Annotated in this window: 29 protein-coding genes and 1 pseudogene; 12 read left to right on the top strand and 18 right to left on the bottom strand. The window is 65.8% G+C overall.

Features of this window, described 5'->3' with window-relative positions:
* Nucleotides 1–12: 12 nt before the first annotated feature.
* Nucleotides 13–1,443 (bottom strand): coniferyl aldehyde dehydrogenase, encoded by a 1,431-nt coding sequence (locus tag GJV37_RS18690; protein ID WP_170858022.1) that lies wholly within the window; start codon nt 1,441–1,443, stop codon nt 13–15.
* 266 nt (nt 1,444–1,709) lie between these two features.
* Here GJV37_RS18690 and GJV37_RS18685 point away from each other — a divergent pair, with 266 nt between their 5' ends.
* Nucleotides 1,710–2,363: a TetR/AcrR family transcriptional regulator gene (locus GJV37_RS18685; protein WP_024767431.1), complete on the top strand. Its 654-nt coding sequence runs from the start codon at nt 1,710–1,712 to the stop codon at nt 2,361–2,363.
* Between the two features lie 7 nt (nt 2,364–2,370).
* Here GJV37_RS18685 and GJV37_RS18680 read toward each other — a convergent pair whose 3' ends face one another.
* Together GJV37_RS18680 and GJV37_RS18675 are read right to left on the bottom strand one after the other, a co-directional pair.
* Complete coding sequence (locus GJV37_RS18680; protein ID WP_170858021.1) at nt 2,371–2,787, bottom strand: GNAT family N-acetyltransferase; 417 nt, start codon at nt 2,785–2,787, stop codon at nt 2,371–2,373.
* 82 nt (nt 2,788–2,869) lie between these two features.
* Nucleotides 2,870–3,865 (bottom strand): hydrolase, encoded by a 996-nt coding sequence (locus GJV37_RS18675; protein WP_170858244.1) that lies wholly within the window; start codon nt 3,863–3,865, stop codon nt 2,870–2,872.
* 107 nt (nt 3,866–3,972) lie between these two features.
* On the opposite strand from GJV37_RS18675, the gene GJV37_RS18670 reads away from it, so the two are divergent.
* Nucleotides 3,973–4,326: a hypothetical protein gene (locus tag GJV37_RS18670; RefSeq protein WP_024767428.1), complete on the top strand. Its 354-nt coding sequence runs from the start codon at nt 3,973–3,975 to the stop codon at nt 4,324–4,326.
* A 5-nt stretch (nt 4,327–4,331) separates the two neighbouring features.
* Here the strand turns inward: GJV37_RS18670 and rsmD are convergent, their stop codons facing one another.
* Genes rsmD through GJV37_RS18655 form a run of 3 tightly spaced genes read right to left on the bottom strand, consistent with a single transcriptional unit; the run spans nt 4,332 to nt 7,820 of the window.
* Entirely contained in the window at nt 4,332–4,940 is a 609-nt protein-coding gene (gene rsmD, locus GJV37_RS18665; RefSeq protein WP_065086234.1) for a 16S rRNA (guanine(966)-N(2))-methyltransferase RsmD, read from the bottom strand.
* Nucleotides 4,940–6,457, bottom strand: a complete 1,518-nt coding sequence (locus GJV37_RS18660; RefSeq protein WP_170858020.1) for a M16 family metallopeptidase — start codon at nt 6,455–6,457, stop codon at nt 4,940–4,942. The genes rsmD and GJV37_RS18660 overlap by 1 nt, the downstream gene beginning before the upstream one ends.
* A complete protein-coding gene (locus tag GJV37_RS18655; RefSeq protein WP_170858019.1) occupies nt 6,450–7,820 on the bottom strand; it encodes a M16 family metallopeptidase in 1,371 nt (456 codons plus the stop codon). Before GJV37_RS18655 ends, GJV37_RS18660 begins: the two co-directional genes overlap by 8 nt.
* 191 nt (nt 7,821–8,011) lie before the next feature.
* Here GJV37_RS18655 and ftsY point away from each other — a divergent pair, with 191 nt between their 5' ends.
* The 5 genes from ftsY (at nt 8,012) to GJV37_RS18630 (ending at nt 12,796) form a co-directional block, all read left to right on the top strand.
* Complete coding sequence (ftsY, locus tag GJV37_RS18650) at nt 8,012–9,442, top strand: signal recognition particle-docking protein FtsY (protein WP_170858018.1); 1,431 nt, start codon at nt 8,012–8,014, stop codon at nt 9,440–9,442.
* A complete protein-coding gene (gene ftsE / locus GJV37_RS18645; RefSeq protein ID WP_024766775.1) occupies nt 9,439–10,110 on the top strand; it encodes a cell division ATP-binding protein FtsE in 672 nt (223 codons plus the stop codon). The genes ftsY and ftsE overlap by 4 nt, the downstream gene beginning before the upstream one ends.
* On the top strand, nt 10,110–11,120 hold the full coding sequence (gene ftsX / locus GJV37_RS18640) for a permease-like cell division protein FtsX (protein ID WP_024766774.1): 1,011 nt from the start codon (nt 10,110–10,112) through the stop codon (nt 11,118–11,120). The genes ftsE and ftsX overlap by 1 nt, the downstream gene beginning before the upstream one ends.
* 109 nt (nt 11,121–11,229) lie before the next feature.
* Entirely contained in the window at nt 11,230–12,084 is an 855-nt protein-coding gene (gene rpoH / locus GJV37_RS18635) for an RNA polymerase sigma factor RpoH (protein ID WP_024766773.1), read from the top strand.
* 94 nt (nt 12,085–12,178) lie between these two features.
* Complete coding sequence (locus GJV37_RS18630) at nt 12,179–12,796, top strand: hypothetical protein (protein WP_170858017.1); 618 nt, start codon at nt 12,179–12,181, stop codon at nt 12,794–12,796.
* On the opposite strand, the pseudogene mtgA reads toward GJV37_RS18630, so the two are convergent.
* Nucleotides 12,793–13,516, bottom strand: a pseudogene (gene mtgA, locus GJV37_RS18625) (monofunctional biosynthetic peptidoglycan transglycosylase). The gene GJV37_RS18630 and the pseudogene mtgA sit on opposite strands and share 4 nt — an antisense overlap.
* 32 nt (nt 13,517–13,548) lie before the next feature.
* Here mtgA and GJV37_RS18620 point away from each other — a divergent pair.
* The 5 genes from GJV37_RS18620 (at nt 13,549) to GJV37_RS18600 (ending at nt 17,538) form a co-directional block, all read left to right on the top strand.
* Nucleotides 13,549–13,917 (top strand): DUF423 domain-containing protein, encoded by a 369-nt coding sequence (locus GJV37_RS18620; protein WP_024766771.1) that lies wholly within the window; start codon nt 13,549–13,551, stop codon nt 13,915–13,917.
* A 100-nt stretch (nt 13,918–14,017) separates the two neighbouring features.
* Complete coding sequence (gene thiS / locus GJV37_RS18615) at nt 14,018–14,218, top strand: sulfur carrier protein ThiS (protein ID WP_024766770.1); 201 nt, start codon at nt 14,018–14,020, stop codon at nt 14,216–14,218.
* A gap of 60 nt (nt 14,219–14,278) precedes the next feature.
* The gene (locus GJV37_RS18610) at nt 14,279–15,085 is read left to right on the top strand and encodes a thiazole synthase (RefSeq protein WP_065086238.1); all 807 of its coding nucleotides are present in this window, start codon (nt 14,279–14,281) and stop codon (nt 15,083–15,085) included.
* Nucleotides 15,086–15,348: 263 nt separating this feature from the next.
* A complete protein-coding gene (gene trmB / locus GJV37_RS18605) occupies nt 15,349–16,020 on the top strand; it encodes a tRNA (guanosine(46)-N7)-methyltransferase TrmB (RefSeq protein WP_217284487.1) in 672 nt (223 codons plus the stop codon).
* A 171-nt stretch (nt 16,021–16,191) separates the two neighbouring features.
* The gene (locus GJV37_RS18600) at nt 16,192–17,538 is read left to right on the top strand and encodes a DUF1329 domain-containing protein (protein ID WP_193452819.1); all 1,347 of its coding nucleotides are present in this window, start codon (nt 16,192–16,194) and stop codon (nt 17,536–17,538) included.
* A 174-nt stretch (nt 17,539–17,712) separates the two neighbouring features.
* On the opposite strand, the gene GJV37_RS18595 is transcribed toward GJV37_RS18600, so the two are convergent.
* From GJV37_RS18595 to GJV37_RS18545, 11 genes are all read right to left on the bottom strand, one after another.
* On the bottom strand, nt 17,713–17,967 hold the full coding sequence (locus tag GJV37_RS18595) for a hypothetical protein (protein ID WP_017520105.1): 255 nt from the start codon (nt 17,965–17,967) through the stop codon (nt 17,713–17,715).
* A gap of 42 nt (nt 17,968–18,009) precedes the next feature.
* Nucleotides 18,010–18,333, bottom strand: a complete 324-nt coding sequence (locus GJV37_RS18590) for a DUF3392 domain-containing protein (protein WP_017520106.1) — start codon at nt 18,331–18,333, stop codon at nt 18,010–18,012.
* Nucleotides 18,334–18,417: 84 nt separating this feature from the next.
* On the bottom strand, nt 18,418–19,572 hold the full coding sequence (gene hemW, locus GJV37_RS18585; protein ID WP_193452818.1) for a radical SAM family heme chaperone HemW: 1,155 nt from the start codon (nt 19,570–19,572) through the stop codon (nt 18,418–18,420).
* Between the two features lie 28 nt (nt 19,573–19,600).
* Complete coding sequence (locus tag GJV37_RS18580) at nt 19,601–20,089, bottom strand: DUF3916 domain-containing protein (protein ID WP_226045839.1); 489 nt, start codon at nt 20,087–20,089, stop codon at nt 19,601–19,603.
* A 54-nt stretch (nt 20,090–20,143) separates the two neighbouring features.
* Entirely contained in the window at nt 20,144–20,737 is a 594-nt protein-coding gene (gene rdgB, locus GJV37_RS18575; protein WP_037013514.1) for an RdgB/HAM1 family non-canonical purine NTP pyrophosphatase, read from the bottom strand.
* Nucleotides 20,734–21,156, bottom strand: coding sequence for a DUF4426 domain-containing protein (locus tag GJV37_RS18570; protein ID WP_193452817.1), 423 nt, complete (start codon nt 21,154–21,156; stop codon nt 20,734–20,736). Before GJV37_RS18570 ends, rdgB begins: the two co-directional genes overlap by 4 nt.
* A gap of 34 nt (nt 21,157–21,190) precedes the next feature.
* Nucleotides 21,191–21,811, bottom strand: a complete 621-nt coding sequence (metW, locus tag GJV37_RS18565; protein WP_024766763.1) for a methionine biosynthesis protein MetW — start codon at nt 21,809–21,811, stop codon at nt 21,191–21,193.
* Between the two features lie 10 nt (nt 21,812–21,821).
* The gene (gene metX / locus GJV37_RS18560; protein ID WP_038803496.1) at nt 21,822–22,961 is read right to left on the bottom strand and encodes a homoserine O-succinyltransferase MetX; all 1,140 of its coding nucleotides are present in this window, start codon (nt 22,959–22,961) and stop codon (nt 21,822–21,824) included.
* Nucleotides 22,962–23,058: 97 nt separating this feature from the next.
* Complete coding sequence (locus tag GJV37_RS18555; protein WP_170858012.1) at nt 23,059–25,026, bottom strand: dynamin-like GTPase family protein; 1,968 nt, start codon at nt 25,024–25,026, stop codon at nt 23,059–23,061.
* 118 nt (nt 25,027–25,144) lie between these two features.
* Nucleotides 25,145–25,435 (bottom strand): DUF167 domain-containing protein, encoded by a 291-nt coding sequence (locus GJV37_RS18550; protein ID WP_170858011.1) that lies wholly within the window; start codon nt 25,433–25,435, stop codon nt 25,145–25,147.
* 50 nt (nt 25,436–25,485) lie between these two features.
* On the bottom strand, nt 25,486–26,079 hold the full coding sequence (locus GJV37_RS18545) for a YggT family protein (protein WP_024766761.1): 594 nt from the start codon (nt 26,077–26,079) through the stop codon (nt 25,486–25,488).
* Between the last annotated feature and the right edge of the window lie 10 nt (nt 26,080–26,089).

Here is a 26,089-nt window from a genome sequence, read left to right as displayed (position 1 = left end):
GGAGGGTGCCGGTCAGCGAATGAACAGCTTGTAGACCAGCTTCTGCAGCGATTTACCGTAGGGTGGGTAGATCACCCGCGCAGCGTTGAAGCGTGGCTTGCTGAATACGCCCTTGGCCTTGGAGAAGGTCAGGAAGCCTTCGTGGCCATGGTAGTGGCCCATGCCGGAGGGGCCGACGCCGCCGAAGGGCATGTCGTCCTGGGCGACGTGCAGCAGGGTATCGTTGAGGCACACGCCGCCGGAGTGGGTCTGCGCCAGTACGTGGTCCTGCTCGCGCTTGTCATAGCCGAAGAAATACAGGGCCAGCGGGCGATCGCGCTCGTTGACGTAGCTGAGCGCCTGGTCGAGGGTCTGGTAGGGGATCACCGGCAGCAGCGGGCCGAAGATCTCTTCCTGCATGATCTTCATCTCGTCGGTCACGTTCAGCACCAGCGCCTGCGGCAGGCGGCGGCCCTGGGCCTGCGGGAACAACGGGATGACGGTGGCGCCGCGGGCCTGGGCGTCGGCGAGGTAGCCGTTCAGGCGCGAAAGCTGGCGCTCGTTGATGATCGCGGTGTAGTCCGGGTTGTTTTCCAGTGTCGGGAAGAAGCCCTGGACCACCTGGCGGTAGCTCTCGACGAACTCGTCGATGCGGTTCTGCGGCACCAGCACGTAGTCCGGTGCCACGCAGGTCTGCCCGGCGTTGAGCGACTTGCCGAAGGCGATGCGCTCGGCGGCGTCCTTCATCGGCACGCTGGCCGAGACGATGGCCGGCGACTTGCCGCCCAGTTCCAGGGTCACCGGGGTGAGATTCTCGGCGGCGGCGCGCATCACGTGCTTGCCGACGCTGGTGGCACCGGTGAACAGCAGGTGGTCGAAAGGCAGCTTGGAGAAGGCGACGCCGACATCCACTTCGCCCTGCACCACGGCGACCAGGTCCTCGGGGAAGACCTTGGCCAGCAGATCCTTCAGCACGCGGGCGGATTCCGGGGTGGATTCGCTCATCTTGATCATCACCCGGTTGCCGGCGGCCAGCGCCCCGGTCAGCGGGCCGATGGCGAGGAACAGCGGGTAGTTCCACGGCACGATCACGCCCACTACGCCCAGCGGCTGGTAGATGACCTTGGCCGAGGCCGGCATGAACTGCATGCCCACGCTGCGGCGCGAGGGCTTCATCCACTTCCTCACGCGTTTGGTGGCGTAGTGCACGCCGTGCAGGCTGGGCAGCACTTCGGCAAGCAGGGTTTCGTCGGCGGAACGGTTGCTGAAGTCGGCGTTGATGGCGTCGATGATCGCCTTCTGCTCGGTCACCAGCAGGTTGGCGAGGCTCTTCAGCCACTGGATGCGCTGGCCGGCGTCCGGCATCGGGTTCGCGCGATAGGCCTGGCGCTGGCGTTCGAGAAGGGTTTCCAGCTGGCTGATCTGCTGCTGGGTCTGCTGCAGGTAGGCGATATCGGCAACCATGACGGGCTCCTGGGCGGAAGCGGGTGGGCAAGCTCTCCGGGGATTCACACAGGAATCTCGGATGCTTCGCGTTTTTATACTGTCGCTGGTTTTTTAGAGCAATTGCTCTAGAGTGTCAATCAGCATGCCGTTTTCGCGCCATCAGACCCAGCCAACGAAAAGTTGGGCGGGTCGCCTTGGGTGTTACGCGGTAGCAATCGGTGTACCTTTGGCGTCCACCGCACCGGGCAAAACGACCCTGCAATCCGCTTCGATGAGTTTCGCGAATGGCACCACGCATCAATACCCGTGACCGCATCGCCCAGGCCAGCCTGGAGCTGTTCAACGCCCAGGGCGAGCGCAGCGTCACCACCAACCACATCGCCGCGCACCTGGGCATCTCGCCGGGCAACCTTTACTACCACTACCGCAACAAGCAGGTGATCATCGCCCAGCTGTTCGCCGAGTACGAACGCCACGTCGACCAGTTCCTGCATCTGCCCGAGGGCCGCGCACTGACGGTGGAGGACAAGACCTTCTACCTCGAGGCGCTGCTCGCCGCGATGTGGCACTACCGCTTCCTGCACCGCGACCTGGAGCACCTGCTGGACTCCGACCCGGAACTGGCCGCCGCCTACCGCACCTTTGCCCGCCGCGCCATGGACAACGCCAAGGCGATCTACCGAGGCTTCGTCGACGCCGGCATCCTGCAGATGGACGAACCGCAGCTCGAAGCGCTGACCCTGAACGCCTGGATCATCCTCACCTCCTGGGTGCGCTACCTGTGCACCACCCGCGAGGTGGCCAGCGACCTCAGCGAAGCGCTGATGCGTCGCGGCATCTACCAGGTGCTGGCGCTGGAAAGCGGCCACATCTCGCCGGCGTTCCGCGAGGCGGTGGCGGCGGTGTTCGACCGGTTGTACGTGCCGCTGGAAGACTGAGCTTCGTTCAGGCGTCGATCTTGCGCGGCCCCGGTACCCGAGGTCGGCGCAGGGCGATGCCATGGCGCAGGAAGAACTCTTCCACACCCTCGGTGGCGTCCGTGTAGAGCGTGCGGTTCGGGTGGTCGGCGAGGAAGCGCGCCATCAGCGCCAGGCCTATCCCGCGCGACTGGAAGCCTGGCAGCACGGCGATCTCCGCCAGCCAGGTGGTCTGCGCCGTCTCGCTTTCCGCACGCAGCAGACCGAGGACCTGGTCGCCGTCCAGGGCCAGCAGGAAGTAGCTGGAGAATTCATAGAGATCGCGCAGTTCCGCGGTGCTGCCGGGGGAGCCCCAGCCCACGGCGCGGTACAGCGAGGCAATACCGGCGCACTGGGCGTCGCTCAGTGCCGGGTTGCGCAGGATCGTCAGCGGCGTGTCGTGCATGGCGGCGCTCCTTTCTGGCGTTTCCTTCCTGGTGCAATTTCAGTCTGCCTCATTCCCGTTCTGCTGGGCTGATCCAGCGCAGTCAGTCTTCGCGTCGTTCGCGCAGCCACTGCGGGATGCGGCGCTCCAGGTAATAGTCCGGGCGCGCGGGGGAGCCGCCGATGAAGCCGACGTGGCCGCCGTGGGCCAGCAGCTCCAGTTGCGTCGACGCGGAAAGCTCGTCCAGCTGCGGCACGCTGTCGGCATGGATGAACGGGTCGTCGCTGGACTGGATGACCAGCGTCGGCACCCGGATGCCGCCCAGGTAATAGCGGCTGGAGGCGCGCCGGTAGTAATCGTGTACATCGGCGAAACCGTGCAGCGGCGCGGTCACCCGGTCGTCGAAGTCCCAGAAGGTGCGCATGCCGTCCAGCGGGCCGAGGCGCTCGAGCGCAGCGAGGTTTTCCGCGTGGCCGCCGGCGGCGAAGGCCTGGCGCTTGGTCTGCACGTAGGCCACCAGTTCGCGCATGAAGTGCGCCTGGTAGACCTTGGAGAAGCCGATGCCGATTCGATCCGCACACTGGTCGAGGCGGAACGGCACCGACACTGCGACCGCGCCTTTCAGCGGGCAGCTATCCGAGGATTCGCCCAGGTACTTGAGCAGCACATTGCCGCCCAGCGAGTAACCCACCGCATAGAGCGGCGCCATCGGCCGCTTGGCACGAACATGGGCGACTACCGAGGCGAGATCCTCGCTGACGCCGGAGTGATAACCACGCGGCAACAGGTTCGATTCCCCCGAGCAGCCGCGCCAGTTCAGCGCCACGCTGGCCCAGCCCTGCGCGGCGAGTTGCTGCTGCAGGCCGAGGATGTAATGCGAGGACGACGAGCCGGTCAGCCCATGCAGCGCCAGCACCAGCGGCGCATCCGCCTCGTGCGGGCCGTGCCAGTCGAGGTCGATGAAGTCGCCGTCTTCCAGCCACAGGCGCTCGCGGGTGCGCTGGAGGCTGGGCAACTGGCGCAGGAGCGAGCCATACAGGGTCTGCAGGTGCGGGCCGGGTAGCCACCAGGCGGGTTTGAACGGGGAGAGTATGGTCATCATTGAGCAATGGGGGCGGACAAGCTGCGATAGTAACGCCAAGTCAGCCCCGCGATGGATGTCTTGCACTCCCTCGGCGCGGCGCACCCATGAAAAGGAGGGGAGGCATGTGGAAGAAAATCGCGGCGCTGAGCCTGGCGTTTTGGCTGGTGGCCTGTGGCGAGCCGGTGCCTCAGGATCACAAGTCGTACGTCGGGGATTGGCGCTCGGCCCAAATGAGCCTGCTCATCACGGCGGATGGGCGTGTTGCCTACAAGCGCCTTTCGGGTGGCGGCTCGCGCTCCATCGAGGCGCCGATCAAGAGCTATGACGCCGATGGGTTCACCGTGGGTGTCGGGTTCCTCGATACCCATTTCAAGGTGTCGAAGCCGCCTTATCGGGATGGCAGCCAGTGGAAAATGGTGGTGGATGGCGTGGAGCTGACCCGCGTCAGCTCCGTCGACATCGGCAAATCCATCTGACTGGTTCAGTCCTCCCGTTGCCACAGCGCGTAATGCACCGAGCCGGCTGTCTTTTCCCGATGCAGCCGCCAGTTGCCCGGCAGGCCGAGGCTGGAGGGCACGGCTTCGCTTTCGGTGTAGATCCACGCGTCCTTGGCCAGCCAGCCGCGCTCTTCCAGCAGGCGGCAGGTGTTCTGCAGCAGGTCCTGGTGGAAGGGCGGATCGAGGAAGACCAGGTCGAAGGCTTGCGAAGCCGGGGCGTCGAGGTAGCGCAGCGAGTCGGTCATCAACAGTTGGCCGTTGCCGCACTTGAGCGTGTCGAGCGTGCTGCGCAGCGCGGCCACGGCGTCGCCGTTGGTATCCAGCGCAAGGCCTGCGCTGGCGCCGCGCGATAGCGCTTCGAGGAACAGCGCACCGCTGCCGGCGAAGGGGTCGAGCACACGGGCGCCGGGGACATAGGCGGCGAGCCAGTTGAACAGCGTCTCGCGCACCCGGTCCGGCGTCGGGCGCAGGCCCGGGCCGTCGGGGAAGGCGAAGCGCCGGCTGCGCCATTCGCCGCCGATGATGCGCAGCTGGCCCTGGCCGCCGTGAGGCTTCTGTGCGGCGCGCGGGGCGCCGCCGGGTCGTTTGCTCATCAGTGCTCCGGTACGCCGGCAGGTTGCGCGGCGGGCTTGTCGGTGGGCGGCGGCAGCGGTTGCTGCGGCACGGTGGGGCCGGCGGTGACGATGACGAAGGCGTCCGGGTCGAGGTGACGGCGCATCGCTTCCTTCACCTGTTCCACGCTCAGGCCCTGGACCTGGCTGAGGAAGGTTTCCAGGTAATCCAGCGGCAGGTTGTAGAAGCCGATGGCGCCCAGTTGGCCGACGATGTCGGCGTTGCTCGCGGTGGACAGCGGGAAGCTGCCGGCCAGCTCGCGCTTGGCGTCGTCCAGTTCCTTCTGCGTCGGGCCCTTGTCGAGGTAGTCGCGGACGATGTCCTGCACCAGCTTGAGGGTGCCTTCGCTCATTTCGGCGCGGGTCTGCAGGCCGATGGTGAACGGCCCGCGCGACTGCATGCCGGTGAAGCCGGAGTACACGCCGTAGGTCAGGCCGCGCTTCTCGCGCACCTGGTCCATCAGTCGCGTGCCGAAGCCGCCGCCACCGAGGATCTGGTTGCCCAGGTAGAGCGCGGCGTAGTCCGGATCGTTACGGGTGATGCCCAGCTGCGCCAGCATCAGCTGGGTCTGCTTGGAGGGGAACTCGATGTGGGTGACGCCGGCCTTGGGCGTCTGCGGCTCGCCCGGCGCGGGCAGGGCGGGACCCTTGGGCAGCGACTTGGAGACGCTGCCGGCGATGGCTTCGGCCTGCTCGCGGGTCAGGTCGCCGACCAGCGCAATGACCACGTTGCCGGCGGCGTAGGCCTTCTGGTGGAAGGCGCGCAGCTGGGCGACGCTGATCTTGGGCACCGACTTTTCGTTGCCGTCGCTGGAGTGGGCGTACGGATGATCGCCATAGAGCCGCTTGAACAGTTCCAGGCCCGCCAGCTTGCCGGGGTTCTGTTTCTGGTATTCGAAGCCGGCCATGACCTGGTTCTTGATGCGCGCCAGGGCGTCTTCGGGGAAGGTCGGTTGGCCGATCACCTGGTCGAACAGTGCCAGCGCTGCGTCGCGCTTGGCCGGCTCGCTCAGGCTGCGCAGGCTGGCCACCGCCATGTCGCGGTAGGAGCCGTTGCCGAAGTTGGCGCCCAGGTCGTCGAACCCGGCGGCAATCGCGCTGGTGTCCTTGCCGGGCACGCCTTCGTTGAGCATGGCGTTGGTCAGCATGGCCAGGCCGTAGGTGCCGCCGTCCTGGCTGCTGCCGGCGGCGAAGGTCAGGCGCAGGTCGAACATCGGCAGTTCATGGGCTTCGACGAAGAGCACGCGGGCGCCTTCGGCGGTCTGCCATTGCTGGATGTTCAGCTTGCGGTGGCTGGGCGCCTTGCCGGCGGCTTCGGCCAGCGATTGCAGGCCGGTGGGCGCGGCGTTTTCGGCGGCAGCTGGTTGTGCAGGGGCGGGCGCCGGCGCGGCCGCTTCGGGCTCGGCGGCGGGACGGGAAACGAACAGCACCAGTCCGGCGATCAGCGCGATGACGATCAGCCCGACCAGGCCGTAGCGCAGGCCATTGCGTTCACTCATGGCGCGGCTCCTTGTCGGTGGCGACTTCCGGCAGGACCTGGGCGAGGGTCAGGCGGGAGCGGGTGAAGTAGGTGCGGGCGGCTTTCTGGATGTCGTCGGCGGTGACGGCCTGGATGGCTTCCAGGTCCTTGTCCGCCAGTTGCCAGCCGAGGCCGACGCTTTCCAGTTCGCCGATGGTGCTGGCCTGCCCGGCGATGGAGTCGCGCTCGTAGACCAGCCCGGCGATGACCTGGGCGCGGACGCGCTCCAGTTCTTCCTTGCTCGGCGGGTTCTGCTTGAGGTCTTCCAGCTGATTCCACAGCGCGGCTTCGACCTGGTCGAGGGTCTTGCCGGTCTGCACATTGGGCGTCGCGGAAAGGAAGAACAGACCGTCGCCGCGGGAGAAGGCGTCGTAGGAGGCCGAGGCGCCGGCGACGATTTCCTCGCCGCGCTCCAGGCGCGAAGCCAGGCGGGCGCTGTAGCCGCCGTCGAGGATCGCCGAGATCAGGCGCAGGGCGTTGATCTGCCGGGAGTCGTCACTGCTGCCCAGGGTCGGCACGTTGAAGCCCATGATCAGGCTGGGCAGCTGGGTGCGCACATGCAGCTTCAGGCGGCGCTCGCCCGGCTCGGCCAGCTCCAGCGGCTTGCGCGCGGCGGGCAGGTCGCGTTTCGGAATCTCGCCGAAGTACTTCTGCGCAAGCGCTTTGACTTCATCGCCGGTCACGTCGCCGACCACCACCAGGGTGGCGTTGTTCGGCGCGTACCAGGCCTGGTACCAGTGGCGCAGGTCGTCGATGGTCATGCGCTGCAGGTCGGCCATCCAGCCGATGGTCGGCGTGCGGTAGCCGCTGGCGGGATAGGCGGCGGCCTTGAAGCGCTCGAAGGCCAGCGCGCTGGGCTTGTCCTCGGTGCGCAGGCGGCGTTCTTCCTTGATCACCTCGATCTCGCTCTTGAACTGGTCGGCCGGCAGGGCGAGGTGCGCCATGCGGTCGGCCTCCAGTTCCAGCGCTACCGGCAGGCGGTCGCGGGCCAGCACCTGGTAATAAGCGGTGTAGTCGTCGGTGGTGAAGGCGTTCTCTTCCGCTCCGAGGTCGCGCAGCACCAGCGAGGCCTGGCCGGGGCCGAGCTTGCGGCTGCCCTTGAACATCATGTGCTCCAGGGCGTGGGAGAGGCCGGTGAGGCCGGGCGTCTCGTAGCTGGAACCGACCTTGTACCAGAGTTGGGAGACCACCACGGGCGCACGGTGGTCCTCGCGGACGACGACCTTCAGGCCGTTGTCCAGGGTGTATTCGTGGGTGGGCTGTGGTTCGGCAGCAACGGCCATCAGCGGCAGCAACAGGGAACCGAGCAGCAGGCCGGCGTGGCGGCGTGCAAGGGTTTTCATCGTGGACTGAACCTTTCGGGCTGTCCGCGGGGTCTATGCAGGCTGGCGGCCAGCCTCTTAACCCCGGCGGGCGAGGAGATGCTAGGATACCCATCCGTTTTCCGGGCGGCCACGTTCAGGGCTTCGCAAAGCTGTTTCGAGGCCTTTTGCTGCCTGTCTTTCGTGGCGTCCCCTAGAGATTCGATCCCTACATGTTTGGTTCCAACGACGACAAGAAGGCCCCGCCAGCCGGGGAGAAGAAGGGTCTGTTCGGCTGGCTGCGCAAGAAGCCGCAGGCCGCGGAGCAACCTGCCGCCGAAACCGAGCAGCCGGTAGAACAACCGGTTGTCGCCGAGCCTGCTCCTGCCGCCGAACAAGCGCCCGCCGCCCAGGCCGAGCCGCTTGCGCCGAGCGTCGAGCCGACCCCCGAGCCGGTACTCGACGTGGTGCCGGCCAGCGTTCCGGTGGAGCCACTGGTCCAGCCTGTGCCGCCAGCCGAGCCGCCGGTGATTGCCGAGGCGCCGCAGCCGGCCGTGCAGCCGGTCGAGCCAGAACCGGCTCCGCAGCTGGTCGAGCCTGCGCCCGCCGCCGCTCCCGCCGAACCGCAGCCGGTCGCCGAAGCGCCCCTCGTGGTTGCCCAGCCGGAACCCGAACCTGCCACGCAGCCCGAACCCGAGCCGCAAGCCAGGCCTGCCGCTGCCGAAACTTCCAAGCTTGGCTTCTTTGCCCGCCTCAAACAGGGCCTGTCGAAGACCAGCGCCAGCCTCGGCGAGGGCATGGCCAGCCTGTTCCTGGGCAAGAAGGCCATCGACGACGACCTGCTGGACGAAATCGAAACCCGCCTGCTGACCGCCGACGTCGGCGTCGAGGCCACCACTGCCATCGTGCAGAACCTGACCAAGCGCGTCGCGCGCAAGGAACTGGCCGACAGCGAGGCGCTGTACAAGGCCCTGCAGGAAGAGCTGGCCACCCTGCTGCGCCCGGTCGAGCAGCCGCTGACCATCAAGGCGGACAAGCAGCCCTACGTGATCCTGGTCGTAGGCGTCAATGGCGTGGGCAAGACCACCACCATCGGCAAGCTGGCCAAGAAGCTGCAACTGGATGGCAAGAAAGTCATGCTCGCCGCCGGCGACACCTTCCGCGCCGCCGCCGTCGAGCAGCTGCAGGTCTGGGGCGAACGCAACAACATCGCGGTGATCGCCCAGCACACCGGCGCGGACTCCGCCTCGGTAATCTTCGATGCCGTGCAGGCCGCCAAGGCCCGTGGCGTGGACGTGCTGATCGCCGACACCGCCGGCCGCCTGCACACCAAGGACAACCTGATGGAAGAGCTGAAGAAGGTGCGCCGCGTGATCGGCAAGCTGGACCAGACGGCTCCCCACGAAGTCCTGCTGGTGCTGGATGCCGGCACCGGGCAGAACGCCATCAACCAGGCCAAGCAGTTCAACAACGCCGTTGAGCTGACCGGCCTGGCCCTGACCAAACTGGACGGCACCGCCAAGGGCGGGGTGATCTTCGCCCTGGCCAAGCAGTTCGAGCTGCCGATCCGCTACATCGGTGTCGGCGAAGGGATCGACGATCTTCGAACCTTCGAAGCCGATGCTTTCGTCCGTGCACTCTTCGAGACCCGGGAAATCGCATGATCCGTTTCGAGCAGGTTGGCAAGCGCTACCCCAACGGCCATGTCGGCCTGCACGAGATTTCGTTCCGCGTGCCGCGCGGCGAGATCATGTTCGTCACCGGCCACTCCGGCGCCGGCAAGAGCACCCTGCTGCGCCTGATCCTGGCGATGGAACGGCCCACCTCGGGCAAGCTGCTGCTCGGCGGGCAGGACGTCTCGCGCATCTCCACCGCGCAGATTCCCTTCCTGCGCCGGCAGATCGGCGTGGTGTTCCAGAACCATCAGTTGCTGGACGACCGCAGCGTGTTCGAGAACGTCGCCCTGCCGATGCAGATCCTTGGCCTGCCCAAGGCGGAGATCGCCTACCGCGTCGAAGCGGCGCTGGACCGGGTGAATCTGAAGGAGAAGGCCGAGGACCGTCCGTCCGACCTCTCCACCGGCCAACAGCAGCGCGTCGGCATCGCCCGCGCCGTGGTGCACCGCCCGGCGCTGCTGCTCGCGGATGAGCCGACCGGTAACCTCGACCCGCGCCTGGCCTCGGAAATCATGTCCGTGTTCGAAGATATCAACCGCCTGGGCACCACCGTGCTGATCGCCAGCCACGACCTGGCGCTGATCGCGCGCATGCGCCACCGGATGATCACCCTGCAGCGCGGCCGCATCATCGCCGACCGTGAGGAGAACGCCTGATGAGCGCCAATGACCTGCCCCGCGGCGACGAAGAAGGCACCCCGACGCGCAACACGCGCGAGCGCCCGGACGACAACGAGCACCAGGACCACAGCGCCTCCCTCTCGGCCTACGCGGAAAACCACCGCGCCAGCCTGATGGACAGCTTGCACCGCCTGGTCAGCCACCCCTTCGGCAGCTTCTTCACCTGCCTGGTGATGGGCATTACCCTGAGCCTGCCCATGGGCCTGTCGCTGCTGCTCAACAACGTCGAGCGCCTCGGCGGCTCCTGGCAGCGCGCCGCACAGATATCCCTGTTCCTCGACCTGAAGGCCAGCGAGGCCCAGGGTCAGGACCTACGCGAGCAGATCGAGAAGATGCCCGATGTGATCGAGGCACAGCTGATCAGCCGTGACGATGCGCTGAAAGAGCTGCAGGAGCAGTCCGGGCTTGGCGAGGCGCTCAAGGAGCTGCCGGACAACCCGCTGCCGGCGGTCATCTCGGTGACGCCCAAGCAGATCGACAAGGCCCAGCTGGATGCCTTGCGTCAACGGTTGTCGGAGTTGCCCGGTGTACAACAGGCGCAGTTGGACCTGGTCTGGGTCGAGCGGCTGTCGGCGATCCTCAAGCTGGGTGATCGCTTCGTCTTCGGCCTGACCATCCTGCTGGTGCTGACGCTGTTGCTGGTGATCGGCAACACCATCCGCCTGCACATCGAAAATCGCCGTAACGAAATCGAAGTCATCAAGCTGGTCGGCGGGACGGACGGCTATGTGCGCCGCCCCTTCCTTTATATGGGCGCGCTGTATGGCCTGGGCGCGGGCATCCTGTCCTGGGCCCTGCTGGCCTTCGGGCTGGACTGGCTGAACAGCTCGGTGGTCAACCTGGCCGGGCTGTACGGCAGCGATTTCGGCCTGGCCGGCGTTCCGGTCGACGATGGCCTGTCGCTGACCGTGGGCGCGGTGCTGCTGGGCTGGATCGGCGCCTGGCTGGCCGTGGCGCGCCACCTGCGCGAACTGGCGCCGCGCTGAAACCCCTGATTTTGCTGGGGTAAAGCGGGTGTAAAGGAACTTTTACACCCGCTTGCAGTCAGATTTCGCAGTGCTACACTGCGCGAGTTTCGTGAATCGGAGGATTCGCATGACCACTTCTCTGCAACCTGTCTATGCCCTGGCTCCCGGTGCGAACCTGGAAGCCTACGTGCACTCGGTGAACAGCATTCCGCTGCTGACGCCGGAGCAGGAGCGCGAACTGGCCGAACGCCTCTTCTACCAGCAAGATCTGGAAGCGGCACGGCAAATGGTTCTGGCGCACCTGCGCTTTGTTGTGCACATCGCCCGGAGTTATTCCGGGTACGGCCTGGCCCAGGCCGATCTGATCCAGGAAGGCAACGTCGGCCTGATGAAGGCCGTGAAGCGCTTCAACCCGGAAATGGGTGTGCGCCTGGTGTCGTTCGCCGTGCACTGGATCAAGGCGGAAATCCACGAGTTCATCCTGCGCAACTGGCGGATCGTGAAAGTCGCGACCACCAAGGCGCAGCGCAAGCTGTTCTTCAACCTGCGCAGCCAGAAGAAGAAACTGGCCTGGCTGAGCAATGACGAAGTGCACCGCGTCGCGGAAACCCTCGGTGTCGAGGCCCGCGAAGTCCGCGAGATGGAAAGCCGTCTCACCGGGCAGGACATGGCCTTCGACCCGGCGGCGGACGCCGACGACGAGAGTGCCTACCAGTCCCCGGCGCATTATCTGGAAGACCATCGCTACGATCCGGCACGCCAGCTGGAAGAAGCGGACTGGAGCGACAGCTCCACCGCCAGCCTGCACGAGGCGCTGGAAGGCCTGGACGAGCGCAGCCGCGACATTCTCTACCAGCGCTGGCTGGCCGAGGAGAAGGCGACGCTGCACGACCTGGCGGCCAAGTACAACGTGTCCGCCGAGCGGATTCGTCAGTTGGAAAAAAACGCGATGAACAAACTCAAGGGCCGCATCGAAGCCTGACCGGCTTCGATGCGCTCCCGTTGAGACCGAGAACCGCACCCTGGTGCGGTTTTTTTCTGTCCGGTCATTCTCTGTCCAGAGTCTGGAGAGTCCCATGCCGCGCCTGCGTCCCGTCCACGGGATGTTTTTCCTGGTCATCGCCCTGCTGGCTTTCGGCCTGGGCACCTGGGCCGCCCGCACGTCGGCACCGCCCAAGCCGCCGCAGTGGTTCAATGACTGGAAGGAAAAAGTCTTCGAGCCGCTGGCTGAAGACCACCTGAGCCTGAGTGATCTGCAGGGCCTGCAGCCCGGCGAGCTGTGGCTGACTGCCAGCCAGGACGGCCCGCAACTGCATTACCGTGGCCGCCTGGTGACGGACGAAGGGCCCTGGCATGTCGAGGCGGAGCTGGCGTTGAGCGAGGCCGAGCATGCCAGCCTGGCCAAGGCCACCGGCATGCAGCCGACCAGCAAGGATCAGCCGCTGAGCGCCGAGCTGATGAGTCAGCTGGGCAACAAGCCGGTCTCCGAACTGGCGCTGGCGCCCCAGGAAGACCTGGCAGTCGGGCGCCTGGCGGTGAGCCTGGGCGACCCGCGCCTGCGCCTGCAGGTGGAGGGTGGCGAGGCCTGGGTCTATCCGGAGAAGGGCATGACGCTGCTGCATCGCGATGGCACGCTGCAATGGATCCGCGTGGTCCCGCGCAACACCCTCAAGGTGTCGGATACGGCGCCTTAAAGGCGCCCGAGATACTCGCTACCGCCCAACTGCCACATCTGCTGGCGAATCCACGAGGCGCGCTGGCGCACGTAGGGGCCGGGCTTGCCGGCGCTCCACTTGCGCGGGTTGGGCAGCACGGCAGCCAGCAGGCTGGCCTGCTGTTGCGACAGGCGCTTGGCCTCCACGCCGAAGTGGTGCTGGGCGGCGGCCTGGGCGCCGAACACGCCGGCATCCCATTCCACGCTGTTGAGGTAGACCTCGAGAATCCGCTGCTTGGACCAGAAGGTCTCGATCAGCAGGGTGAACCAGGCCTCGAAGCCCTTGCGCACCCAGCTGCGGCCGGTCCAGAGGAAGACGTTCTTCGCCACCTGCTGGCTGATGGTGCTGCCGCCGCGGACCTTGCCGCCCTGCTCGTTGTGCGCCAGCGCCTTCTGGATCGCCGGCAGGTCGAAGCCGTGGTGCTCGGCGAACTTCTGGTCCTCGCCGGCGATCACCGCGAGCTTGAGGCTGTCGGGCAGTTCGTCCCAGGAGCGCCAGCTGCGTTGCAGGTCGATGGGCTTGCCGTTGAACCAGGACTCGACCTTGCGCTCGACCATCACCATGGTCCCCGGCGGCGGCACCCAGCGCAGGACGATGACCAGCGCCACGCTGATGGCGACGAACCAGAGCGCGATCTTTGACAGGCGGCGGAGGGCGTTGCGCATGCGGAGGCTTTGCCTGGGCGGATGAGCGGGCCATTATAGCGATACTCACCTGTCTGGAGCTGTCCCATGCTGCGTACTTTCCTGATGCTCGCCGCGTTCTTCGGTTTCACCGGGGTCGCCCTTGGCGCCTTCGCCGCCCACGGCCTGAAGAACAAGCTTACGCCCGAGTACCTGGCGGTGTTCCAGACCGGCGTGCACTACCAGATGCTGCACGCCCTGGCGCTGTTCGGCGTGGCGCTGCTCACCGCGCACATCGGCGGCACCCTCATCAGCCTTGCCGGCTGGGCATTCACCGTCGGCATCCTGCTGTTCTCCGGGAGCCTCTACCTGTTGACCCTGGCGGGCCTGAGCGTGGGCATCATTACGCCGATCGGCGGACTGTTCTTCCTCATCGGCTGGGCGCTGCTGCTGGTGGCGGCCTTCCAGCTGGGTTGACCCGGATGTCAGAAAAGCCCGAGTGCGACGCCCGGATACCTTGGTCATCCGCCGCGATCGGGCTAGAATGCGACCCCCTCCAGCAACGACCGTCCCGCCCATGCGTATTCAGTTGAATGGCGAACCCTTCGAGCTGCCCGCCGGCCAGACCGTCGCCAACCTGCTCGAGCGTCTCGACCTCACCGGCAAGCGTGTCGCGGTCGAGCTCAACCAGGACATCGTGCCGCGCAGCCAGCACGCCGCCACCGCCCTGAGCGAAGGCGACCAGGTGGAAGTGGTGCATGCCATCGGCGGCGGCTAGAGCCCGTCGCTACATCTTTCAGGCCCCGCAAAGCTTTCACATTTCCTGAGGAGTGATCCGATGAGCCAAGCTTCCTCCAACCTGCCGGTCGACAAGCCCTTCACCCTGGCTGGCCGTACCTACCATTCGCGCCTGCTGGTCGGCACCGGCAAGTACAAGGACCTCGAAGAGACCCGCGTGGCCATCGAGGCCTCGGGCGCCGAGATCGTCACCGTAGCGGTGCGCCGTACCAATATCGGCCAGAACCCGGGCGAGCCCAACCTGCTGGACGTGATCCCGCCGGATCGCTACACCATCCTGCCGAACACCGCCGGCTGCTACGACGCCGTCGAGGCCGTGCGCACCTGCCGCCTGGCCCGTGAGCTGCTGGATGGCCACAGCCTGGTCAAGCTGGAAGTCCTGGCCGACCAGAAGACCCTCTTCCCCAACGTCGTCGAAACCCTCAAGGCCGCCGAGGTGCTGGTCAAGGACGGCTTCGACGTCATGGTGTACACCAGCGACGACCCGATCATCGCCCGCCAGCTGGCCGAGATCGGCTGCATCGCGGTGATGCCGCTGGCCGGCCTGATCGGCTCGGGCCTGGGCATCTGCAACCCGTACAACCTGCGCATCATCCTCGAAGAAGCCACCGTTCCGGTGCTGGTGGATGCCGGCGTGGGCACTGCGTCGGATGCCACCATCGCCATGGAGCTGGGCTGCGAGGCCGTGCTGATGAACACCGCCATCGCCCACGCGCAGAACCCGGTAATGATGGCCGAGGCCATGAAGCACGCCATCGTCGCCGGCCGCCTGGCCTACCTGGCCGGCCGCATGCCGCGCAAGCTGTATGCGAGCGCGTCGTCGCCGATGACGGGCCTGATCAACTAACGATCTGCTGCGCGTCGGCGGAACGTCGTTGAAAAGTGGTTCGGGATGCTCATTTACTGCGTGTAAACTCCGCTCCCGCCCCACTTTTCGCCTAGTTCCGCTCTAGCTCGCGAGATCGTTGGCAGGCATTTAATAGACACCGACGCGCGGGCCGGTTTGCCAGAAGCAACCGGCCCGCGTGTGCATTTACCCGCAAGGTCCGAGTCATGAGTGACATTCCCGAAAATCAGCCCGAGAACCAGCCCGACGTCGACAACCGTCCGATGCGCGCCATCAAGAGCTTCGTGATGCGTGCCGGTCGCATGACCGAGGGCCAGCAGCGTGGCCTCGACCAGGGCTGGCCGAAGTTCGGCCTGGAGCTGGCCGACGGTGCGCGGGACTTCGATGAAGTGTTCGGGCGCCAGGCGCCGCGCACCTTCGAGATCGGCTTCGGCATGGGCCACGCTACCCTGGAGATGGCCGCTGCCGCGCCGGAGCAGGATTTCATCGGCGTGGAAGTGCACCGGCCGGGCGTTGGTGCGCTGCTCAACGGCATGCTGACCCAGGACCTGACCAATATCCGCGTCTACAGCTGCGACGCCATCGAGGTGCTGCGCGACTGCGTTGCCGATGCCAGCCTCGATCGCCTGCTGCTGTTCTTCCCGGACCCGTGGCACAAGTCGCGCCACCACAAGCGTCGCATCGTGCAGCCGGCCTGGGCTGAGCTGGTGCGGCAGAAGCTGAAGGTCGGCGGCGTGCTGCACATGGCCACCGACTGGGAACAATACGCCGAGCACATGCTGGAAGTGATGAATGCCGCACCCGGCTACCGCAACCTTTCGGCCGATAATACCTACGTGCCGCGCCCGGAAGAGCGCCCGGTCACCAAGTTCGAACGTCGCGGGGAGCGACTCGGCCATGGCGTCTGGGACCTGAAGTTCGAGCGCGTCGACTGATCCGCCCGAAAAGGCCTGCCCAGCAGGCCTTTTTCACGCGAAAAGCACCTTCGAGACCGGGACCACCCGGCAGGCCGAAAAAGGCCATCCTCACCTCCTGAATAAAAAGCGGCATCCGCCGCGGACGAAAATAAGAGTGACGGACAGGAGTCCGTCGCAAAGGAGTCTGCTGTGTTGAAGAAACTTGCTGTACTGCTGATGGCAGGGGCGTGGGCCCTGCCGGCGCAGGCGAAAGTCGATGCCACCGAGGCCGCTCGACTGGGCCGCGACCTGACGCCGATGGGCGCGGAAATGGCCGGCAACGCCAGTGGCACCATCCCCGCCTGGACCGGCGGCATCACCACCGCGCCGGCGGGATACCAGCCCGGCGGCCATCACCTCGATCCGTACGCTGGCGACGCCGTGCAGTACAAGATCGACAGCAAGAACCTGGCGCAGTACCAGGCGCTGCTCACGCCCGGCACCCAGGCGCTGCTGCAGGAGAACCCGGACTACTATCTGCGGGTCTTCCCCAGCCGCCGCAGCGCATCCTTGCCCCAGCGCATCTATGACGCCACCTGCTTCAACGCCGAGAACGCCGAGCTGATCGCCGACGGCAACGGTGTGCAGGGCGCCGCCGCCGGTGTGCCATTCCCGATGCCGAAGACCGGCCTGGAAGCGATCTGGAACCACATCATGCGCTACCGCGGCGAGCAGATTCACATGGTGACCAATCAGGCCGCCGTGCTCGCCAGCGGCAGCTACAACCTGCTCAAGCTCGACCGCTACGTGTACTTCAACTACGGCCGCGAGGGCATGACCCCGCAGGACCTGAACAACACGCTGTTCTACTACAAGTACAACATCGTCGCCCCGGCCAAGCTGGCGGGTTCCGCGCTGGTGGTTCAGGAGACCATCGACCAGGTGCTGTCGATCCGCAAGGCCTGGCGCTTCAACAGCGGCGAGCGCCGCGTGCGCCGCCTGCCGAGCCTGGCCTACGACACCCTGCAGCCGGACACCAACGGCCTGGCTACAGCCGACACCGTGGACGTCTACAACGGCGCGCCTGACCACTACGAGTGGCAACTGCTGGGCAAGCGCGAGATGCTGGTGCCATACAACAGCTATGCCGTGCACCAGAAGGGCATTCCCTACGCCGACATCCTCAAGACCAAGACCCTCAACCCCGAGCTGCTGCGCTACGAGCCGCACCGCGTCTGGGTGGTCGAGGCGACCCTGCGCAAGGGTATGGGCCATCCGTTCGCCAAGCGCCGCTTCTACCTGGATGAGGACAGCTGGCAGATCCTCGCCTCGGACATCTACAACGCCGACGGCAAGCTGATCCGCGCCCAGGAAGTGCACCCGATCAACTACTACGACGTGCCCATGGTGCTCAGCACCCTGGAGGCGCTGTACGACTTCGAAGGCAAGCGCTATTTCGTCGACGGCCTGGACAACAACGAGCCGATGTACGACTTCAAGGTCCCGCTCGGGCCGCGCGACTTCACCCCGCAGGCGTTGCGCCGCGAGGGTAACTGAGTCCAGCAGAGGCCGTCGCGAGGCGGCCTTTGTCTATCCAGGCAAACGGATCTGCAGGAGCGAGCTTGCTCGCGAGCCGCCACGGCGCCGGTGCGCCAGGACAGAGCGTTCGCGAGCAAGGGCTAGGCGCCCACCTCGGTTCTGCAAAAGCCTCCACCGACACCGGGGTGTGCGTTACTCGATCAGCTCGGCACCCAGCACCGTGGTCTCCGGCATGCGCATGGGCGCCGGGCTGATCTGCAGGTACTTGATGCTGGTGCGCGGGATGATCAGCAGGTCGCCGTCCACCTCGATGCTGATGACCGGCGACTCCATCTGCTTGCGGATGCCGCGCGCCACTTCGGCGGGGTCGTCACTCTGTTGCGGGAAGCGCAGCGCCAGACGCTGGCCATCGGAGAAGTGCAGGTAGAGATGCTTGATCGGCTTCATGTGTCCTCCGGCAGTGGTGGCCAACCGCCGGAGGCCCGCAGGTCAACTGCGGTCGGCGATCATGCCAATCACGAAGAACACTAGCAGCAGCACGGGCGCCAGGGTGTAGTTGTTGAAATAACCCAGACCCTTGGCCAGCCACGGGGTGACGAAGACCATCGCCAGGCCGTAGCCCACGGCGCAGATCAGCACGAACAGCAGGGTGCGGAAGACGAAGTTCAGGCTGCCGATGCGCTGCTGTACCCAGGCGTTGATCGCCGGGCCGAACAGCACCAGCACGGTGGCCATGATCGCCAGGGCGATGTCGGACAGGTGGCCGCGGCACCAGCGGGAGACGTTGGCAATCAGGTCGAGCGCGAAGTCCATTGGGGCTCCTTGGGATTCAGAGTCGCCGGGGAGTGTACACGCCGGGCGACGATGAAGTCGCCCGGCGCTGCTCGCGCCAGAGGCTCAGGGCAGGAAGCGCTGCAGCAGGTCGTTGAGGAACAGCTGGCCACGTTCGGTGGGGGCCAGCCGGTTCGGATCGTCCAGCAATAGGCCGTCCTTGCGCGCCTGCCGGCAGGCTTCCTCGATGGCGGCCAGCGGCAGGCCAGTGCGCTCGGCGAAGGTTGCCGCCGGTACACCTTCGGTCAGGCGCAGGGCGTTCATCATGAACTCGAAGGGCAGGTCATCCGCTTCCAGGTCGCGTTCGCCGGCCTGGAAGGGCTTCTCCGGATTCAGGTAGTCCTTCGGCAGGCGGGTCTTCCAGGTGCGCAGGATGCGCCCTGCCGGGGTGCTCAGCTTGGCGTGGGCGCCGGCGCCGATGCCGAGGAAATCGCCGAAGGTCCAGTAGTTCAGGTTGTGCCGCGCGCGCTTGCCGTCACGGGCATAGGCGGAGGTTTCGTACTGCAGGTAGCCCGCCTGGGCGAGCAGCGCCTGGCCGGCCTCCTGGATTTCCCACAGCTGGTCGTCCTCGGGCAGCTCCGGCGGCTGGCTCCAGAACACCGTGTTCGGCTCCATGGTCAGCTGGTACCAGGACAGGTGCGTCGGCGCGAGGGCAATGGCCTGCTGCAGGTCGCTCAGCGCGTCGGCGACGCTCTGCTCCGGCAGGCCGTGCATCAGGTCCAGATTGAAGTTGTCGAAGCCGGCGCGGCGGGCCATCTCGGCCGCGCGCACGGCTTCGTCGCCGTCATGGATGCGACCCAGCGCCTTGAGCTTTTCGGCCTGGAAGCTCTGGATGCCGATGGACAGCCGATTGATCCCCAGCTGGCGGTAGTCGGCGAACTTGGCCTGCTCGAAGGTGCCCGGGTTGGCTTCCAGGGTGATCTCGATATCGCTTTCGAAACCGACCTGCCTTTCCAGCCCTTCGAGGATGCGGCCCAGCGCCTTGGCGGAAAACAGGCTGGGCGTGCCGCCGCCGAAGAAGATCGAGGTCAACTTGCGGCCGTGGACGTATCCGCGGTCGGCGACCAGGTCAGCCAGCAGCGCCTCGACGTAGGCGTCTTCCGGTAGCTCCGGCCCGGCGGCATGGGAGTTGAAGTCGCAATAGGGGCATTTGCGCACGCACCAGGGGATGTGGACGTACGCGGACAGCACGGGAAGTTGAAAGACTGAATCGTTGGGCACGGTGAATGGCTTGAATCTTTGGGGGAGACTATCGTGGCATGACTTCGCCAAAGTACCAGCGCTGGCAGATGAAGCGTCCATCGGGCTGGTCGGGATCTGCGTAGTCAATGTAAACGCCGAGTTCGGAACTTCCTGATACCAACTGGAGCTTCCACTCTTCGGCGAGGCTGGAGGTCAAGTGGCGGCATGTGCTATCTGGACCGTCGCTTTCTCGCGTATGGCTGAGGAAATAACCTTCCTCCTTGTAGATGCAAACTTCGCTGGTGAAAAAGTCCGGAATGCAAATGACGGCAGTGACTCGCCAATCCTTTGCGAGCTCGGGCTTGCTGTGTATCAGATGTTGGCAGGCGTCGATCAGGGCTTGCGCACACTGAGCCTGAATTTCCGGCGTTGTATAGCGACCCTGCACAAGGCTGCATGCAACTGGAATCTTCCAGTTCCAATAACGCTCGGAGGGCGGTATGTCTGCCGGGAAATGGCCTTGGAAGCTATCGGACCACTTTTTAAGGGCGCGCAAGCGGCGCGTCACTCCGCGAAGTTTTTTCTCGCTGAAGATTAGGCGCCTCCCCAACTAGAGTCCCAGCCGTTGCTTCAGCAAGGCCATGGCGCGGGCGCGGTGGCTGAGCTGGTTCTTCTGCTCGGGCGGCAGTTCGGCGCTGGAGCAGTTGGCTTCCGGCACCCAGAACAGCGGGTCGTAGCCGAAGCCGTGCTCGCCGCGGGCTTCGCGCAGGATGCTGCCGTGCCAGAGGCCCTCGCAGAGGATCGGCAGCGGGTCGTCAGCGTGGCGGACCAGGGCCAGCACGCTGACGAACTGGGCGCCACGCGCCTCGTCCGGCACGTCCTTCATGGCATCGAGCAGCTTGGCGTTGTTCGCCGCGTCACCCTTGCCGTCGGCGTAGCGCGCGGAATAGATGCCCGGCGCGCCGCCGAGGAAGTCCACCGCCAGGCCGGAGTCGTCGGCCAGCGCCGGCAGGCCGGAGATGCGCGCGGCATTGCGGGCCTTGAGGATGGCGTTCTCGACGAAGGACAGGCCGGTCTCTTCCGGCTCCACGTCGCTGAACTCGCCGATGGAACGCACCTTCACGTGGGCTCCGAGCATGGCCTGGAGTTCCTTGAGCTTGCCGGCGTTGTGACTGGCCAGCACCAGTTGTTCGAGCTTGATCATTCGTCGGGGAAGATTTCCTGCATGAAGTCGAAGCTTTGCGGCGCTTCGCTTCCGGACTGGACCTGGATGGAGAAGGTCAGGGTCTCGCGGCCCTCGATGGGGAACTGTGCCAGGTTGTACACGGCGCCTTCCTCGACCACGCGCTTGAAGGTCAGGGGAATGGTCTGGCCCATCAGGTTCTTGGCGGAGCCGGCGACGGTGGCGTTGGCCGCTTTGCCGCTGGCGTCCAGCGGCACGATGTTGATCACGCCCTGGGCCTTGCTGCGCACCACGCCCACGGCTTGCGCGACGTTGGGCTGGAGGAAGCTGGAGTTGAACACGCTGTAGTGCACCTGCAGGTCACCCAGGCGCTTCATCTGTTCGGCGAAGGCGGGGACGGCGAGGACCAGGCAGGCGAGGAAGGTAAGCAGGCGGCGCATGATGTTTCTCCCGGGCTCTATCAGATAGCCGCGATCAGACGGCGATGCGGTGATCTTGCACGCCAGCGCCGCTGATCCGGTAGATGCCGATCTCACCCAACAGATTAGGCCAGATTCGCGAGGCCCAGCCATGCTGGTGCTCGTGGTCCACCGCCAGACGGTCCAGCACCCTTGCGTGTTGCTCGTGGCAGAGCGCCTCGAAATCGCGGAAGGTGCAGAAGTGGATGTTCGGCGTGTTGTACCAAGTGTACGGAAGGAAGTCCGACACCGGCATGCGGCCATTGCGCGCGAGGTACCAGCGGCAGCGCCAGTGGCCGAAGTTGGGGAAGGTGATGATGCAGGTTCTGCCCACGCGCAGCATCTCCGCCAGCACCTTGTCCGGGTAGCGCAGGGCCTGCAGCGACTGGGTCATCACGACCACGTCGAAACTGTTGCTGGCAAAGTTGCCCAGGCCCTTGTCGAGGTCCTGTTCGATGACGTTGACGCCGCGTTCGATGCATTTGGCGATCTTGTCGGGGTCGATCTCCAGGCCGTAGCCGCCCACCTGCTTGTGGTCGCGCAGCCAGGCGAGCAGCTCGCCGTCGCCGCAGCCCAGGTCGAGCACGCGGCTGCCGGCGGGGATCCAGTCTTGGATGATTTCCAGGTCGGCGCGCATGGGTGTCCTTTTATACGCTGATGCGGTGCATGTAACCGCTGAAAGCTTGCAGGTAGCGCGGAATCGGCATCAGGAAGGCGTCATGGCCTTGCGGGGCGTCGATTTCCAGGTAGCTGACGTTCTTCTTCGCCGCCAGCAGGGCGTCGACGATCTCCCGCGAACGCGCCGGGGAGAAGCGCCAGTCGGTGGTGAAGGACATCAGGCAGAAGTCCGCTTTCACCCCGGCGAGGGTACGCGCCAGGTCGTCGCCGTAGGCGGCGGCCGGGTCGAAGTAGTCCAGCGCCTTGGTCATCAGCAGGTAGGTATTGGCGTCGAAGCGGGTGGAGAACTCCTCGCCCTGGTAGCGCAGGTAGCTTTCCACCTGGAACTCGACGCTGTGCAGGTCGTAGTTGAGCTTCTCCGACTTCATGTCGCGGCCGAACTTGGCGCCCATGGCGTCATCGGAGAGGTAGGTGATGTGGCCGACCATCCGCGCCAGGCGCAGGCCGCGCTTGGGTATCACGTCGTGTTCCTGGAAGTGGCCGCCGAAGAACTCCGGGTCCGAGAGGATCGCCTGGCGCGCCACTTCGTTGAAGGCGATGTTCTGCGCCGACAGCTTCGGCGCACTGGCGATGCACAGGCAATGGCGCACGCGCTCGGGATAGCTGATGGTCCACTGCAGCGCCTGCATGCCGCCCAGGCTTCCGCCGACGATGGCGGCCCAGCTCTGGATGCCGAGGCGATCGGCCAGTCGGGCCTGGCTGTGCACCCAGTCTTCCACGGTGACGACCGGGAAGTCCGCGCCGTAGGTCCTGCCGGTGGCGGGGTTGAGGCTGGTTGGCCCGGTGGAGCCGTTGCAGCCGCCCAGATTGTTCAGCGCGACGACGAAGAACTTGCGGGTGTCGATGGGCTTGCCCGGGCCGATGCAGCTGTCCCACCAGCCTGGCTTGCGCTCGTCCTCGCTGTGGTAGCCGGCGGCGTGGTGATGGCCGGAGAGCGCGTGGCAGATCAGCACGGCGTTGCTCGCCGTGGCGTTCAGCTCGCCGTAGGTCTCGATCACCAGTTGGTATTCGGGCAGCGTCTTGCCGCAGGCCAGGGGCAGCGGTTCATTGAACTGCAGTGTCTGGGGGGTGACCAGACCGACGGAATCTTCGGGGAAGACTGTTGGCATCGACCCAGCTCATGCATAAAAAGGACGGCCAGTCTAAAGAGCACCGCACCCTGCGGCAAGCGCCGGGAGCGGGCATCGCGCGGGTGTGGCGCGGGTTTCAGGCGCGCTGGGAGGTGGGCAGGGTGACGACCTTGGCCTGGCGCTGCAGCGGAGCCGGGCGGCGCAGCTGGCGAAGAATGTCGGTGGCCTCGACCAGTTGCTGCTCCAACTCCTCGGTATAGCGCCCCAGCAGCAGCGAGCGCTGACGCGCCTGCTGGGTTTCCTGGGCCAGGGCCTTGAGGCGCAGCATGTGGGTTTCCAGCATCTGCTTGTGTTCCAGGCTGTACTGCATCAGCGGCATCAGGGCGTCGGCGGCCCATTGCTCGGCCTCTTCGCGCAGGCGCTGGTGCAGGCCGATGACTTCCTGGGCGACGGTGGCGAAGAAGCGGCGGGTCAGCAGGCGCTGCTCGGTGAGCAGGGTCTTGAGGTGCAGGCGGAAGCGGTCGGCTTTCTCCTGCAGCTTGGCGAGATCGCGCAGGTAGCGCTGGACGCGGAGTTGCGGGGCATCCAGGGCGTTGAGCGGGTTTTCCTGGTTATGCCGCTGGTAGATGGCCGCGACCATGCGGTTGGCCGTCTCCGCCTCGTGCATCAGGCCGACCAGGTCGGTCTCCACGGTGCGGAAGAACTGCAGGATGGCCTGGTGGATGCCGACCGTGGTCCAGCTGCCGCGCAGCTTCTCGTGGACCTTCTTCAGATGCTGCTCGAGCCTTTCCGGACGCACCGCGTCGCGCAGCTGTTCGCCCTGGTGGCGCAGCAGCCGCTGGTTGGTCTTCAGGCTGAGCAGGCGCTTGTGGTGCAGGTTGTGGTCGTCCTTGGTCCGCGCAGTCAGCTCGAACAGCAGCTGGCCGCTGTCCTGTTGCTGGTCGTTGAGCAGCGCCTGCTGCTCCTTCACCTTGTCCAGGCGCACGCGCAGGCTGTGCTGGCTGTTGTTGACCAGCGCCAGCACCTGGCCGACCACGGCGTCCTCCAGCAGGCGCTCCTTCTGCGCGACGATGCGCTCGCAGAGCAGCTCCTCCAGGGATTCCATCTGGCTGCGCACGAGCAAGTCGCGGTCGCCGCGCACCTTGGCCAGCAGCGCCTGCTTGGCCGATAGCGGCAGCACGTCTTCGCGGGCGATGCCCAGCTGTCGCGCGGTGGTGTCCTGGATATGGTGGATGGCGTTCTGCACGAAGACTTCGCCGGCCAGGTCGTCCCAGAGCACGTCGATCTTGTTCAGCACCGCGTAGAGGCTGGTGTGGCCGTCCTCGCCGAGCTGGCGCACGTGGTCCCGCCAGATGGCCATGTCGGAGGCGGTCACGCCGGTATCGGCCGCCAGCAGGAAGAGGATCGATTGCGCGCTGGGCAGCATCGACAGGGTCAGTTCCGGCTCGCTGCCCAGGGCGTTCAGGCCGGGCGTGTCGAGAATGCGCAGGCCCTGGCGCAGCAGCGGGTGGTCGAAGTTGACCAGCGCATGGCGCCACGCCGGCACCAGGACGATGCCGGGTTTGTCCGTGGCTTCGAGCATGTCCGGGTGGAAGCCCAGCTGGATCGCCTGCTCCACCGGCAGCGGCTTGGTCTTGGCGACCTGGGCGAAGGCCTCGGCCATGTTCGCCGGGTCCGAGGTATCCAGCGGGATGTTCACCCAGTGCCGCGGGATACGCTTGAACTGCGCGACGCTGGCATCGGCGACGCGGGTCTCGATGGGCAGCAGGCGGATGTAGGGGCGCTCCGAGCGCGGGTCGAAGAACAGCTCGGTCGGGCACATGGTGGTGCGGCCGGCCTGGGATGGCAGCATGCGGCGGCCGAATCCGGCGAAGAACAGGCTGTTGATCAGCTCGGTCTTGCCGCGCGAGTACTCGCCGACGAAGGCCAGGGTGATGTGGTCGACGCGCAGCAGGCGCAGGGTGCGTTCGAGGCGGTTCTCGATTTCCGGGGTATTCAGCCGGGCGCGCTCCAGCCAGCTGCGATAGCGGGTGATCTCACGGACCAGCTCGCGCTTCCAGGTGACATAGGCATCGATCTGCTGACTGAGACGTTCCATGCTCATCCGGGCGTTCCTTGGGCTGGCGCGTCCTGCGCGGGGAATGGATGGCGTGGATTATGCGACGGAGTGTAGGAATAGCAATTGGCCTACAGCACATTCCTACACGTAAGGTCGGCCAAGGTTACCGAGCGGCTATCCCGAGTTCTGCCGGAAATTTCGTCGGGCGGGGAATACGCACGCGCTTCTGGCGATTCAGTTCGCCGCTTTCCAGCTTCACCGCGCTTTTCGGCACGCCGAAGGCCTTGCCGAGGAATGCCAGCAGATGGGCATTGGCCTTGCCTTCCACCGGCGGCGCGGTCAGGCGGATCTTCAGGCGTTCGCCGTGCAGCCCGGCGAACTCGTCGCGGCTCGCCTTGGGTTGCAGGTGGCAGTCGAGGATCAGGTCCTCGCCGTCCCAGAGATAGAAGCTCATTCGTCTTGCGGACTGTCGGAGCTCGCCGCGCGGGCGAGCTCCCTGGTCAGTTACATGAAGGGGCTGAGGATCTGCGGCATCCCGGTCATCGCGGCCAGGTTGCCGATCACCAGCATGTCGATCAGCTTCAGCGCGATGAAGGCGAAGATCGGCGAGATATCCAGGCCGCCGAGGTTCGGCAGGAGCTTGCGGAAGGGCGCCAGGAACGGTTCGCAGATCTGGTTCACCAGCTGGGCGCCGGGGTTGTAGCTGCCCGGGGCGACCCAGGAGAGAATCACGCTGATGATCAGGGCAAAGAAGAAGATCTTCAGGAACAGCGAGGTCACCGCGATGATCGACCACACCAGCAGCTGCAGGATGTAGCCGCCGACGCCATAGCCCATCAGGGTCAGGGTGATGACCATCAGCAGCAGCTGGACCAGGATGGCCAGTACCAGCGAGGCGAAGTCGATACCGCCGAAGCCGGGGATGACGCGGCGCAGCGGGTTCAGCAGCGGCTTGGTGGCGCGCACGATGAACTGGCTGAGCGGGTTGTAGAAGTCGGCGCGGACCAGTTGCAGGATGAAGCGCAGCAGGACGATCAGCAGGTACAGGCTGCCCAGCGTCTGGATGACGTAAATGGCAGCGGTGGAAATTCCGGTCATTGAGGGCTCC

The organism is Pseudomonas nitroreducens (genome assembly GCF_010994165.1).
GTDB lineage: Bacteria > Pseudomonadota > Gammaproteobacteria > Pseudomonadales > Pseudomonadaceae > Pseudomonas > Pseudomonas nitroreducens.
This window is presented reverse-complemented; position numbering and strand designations above follow the sequence as displayed.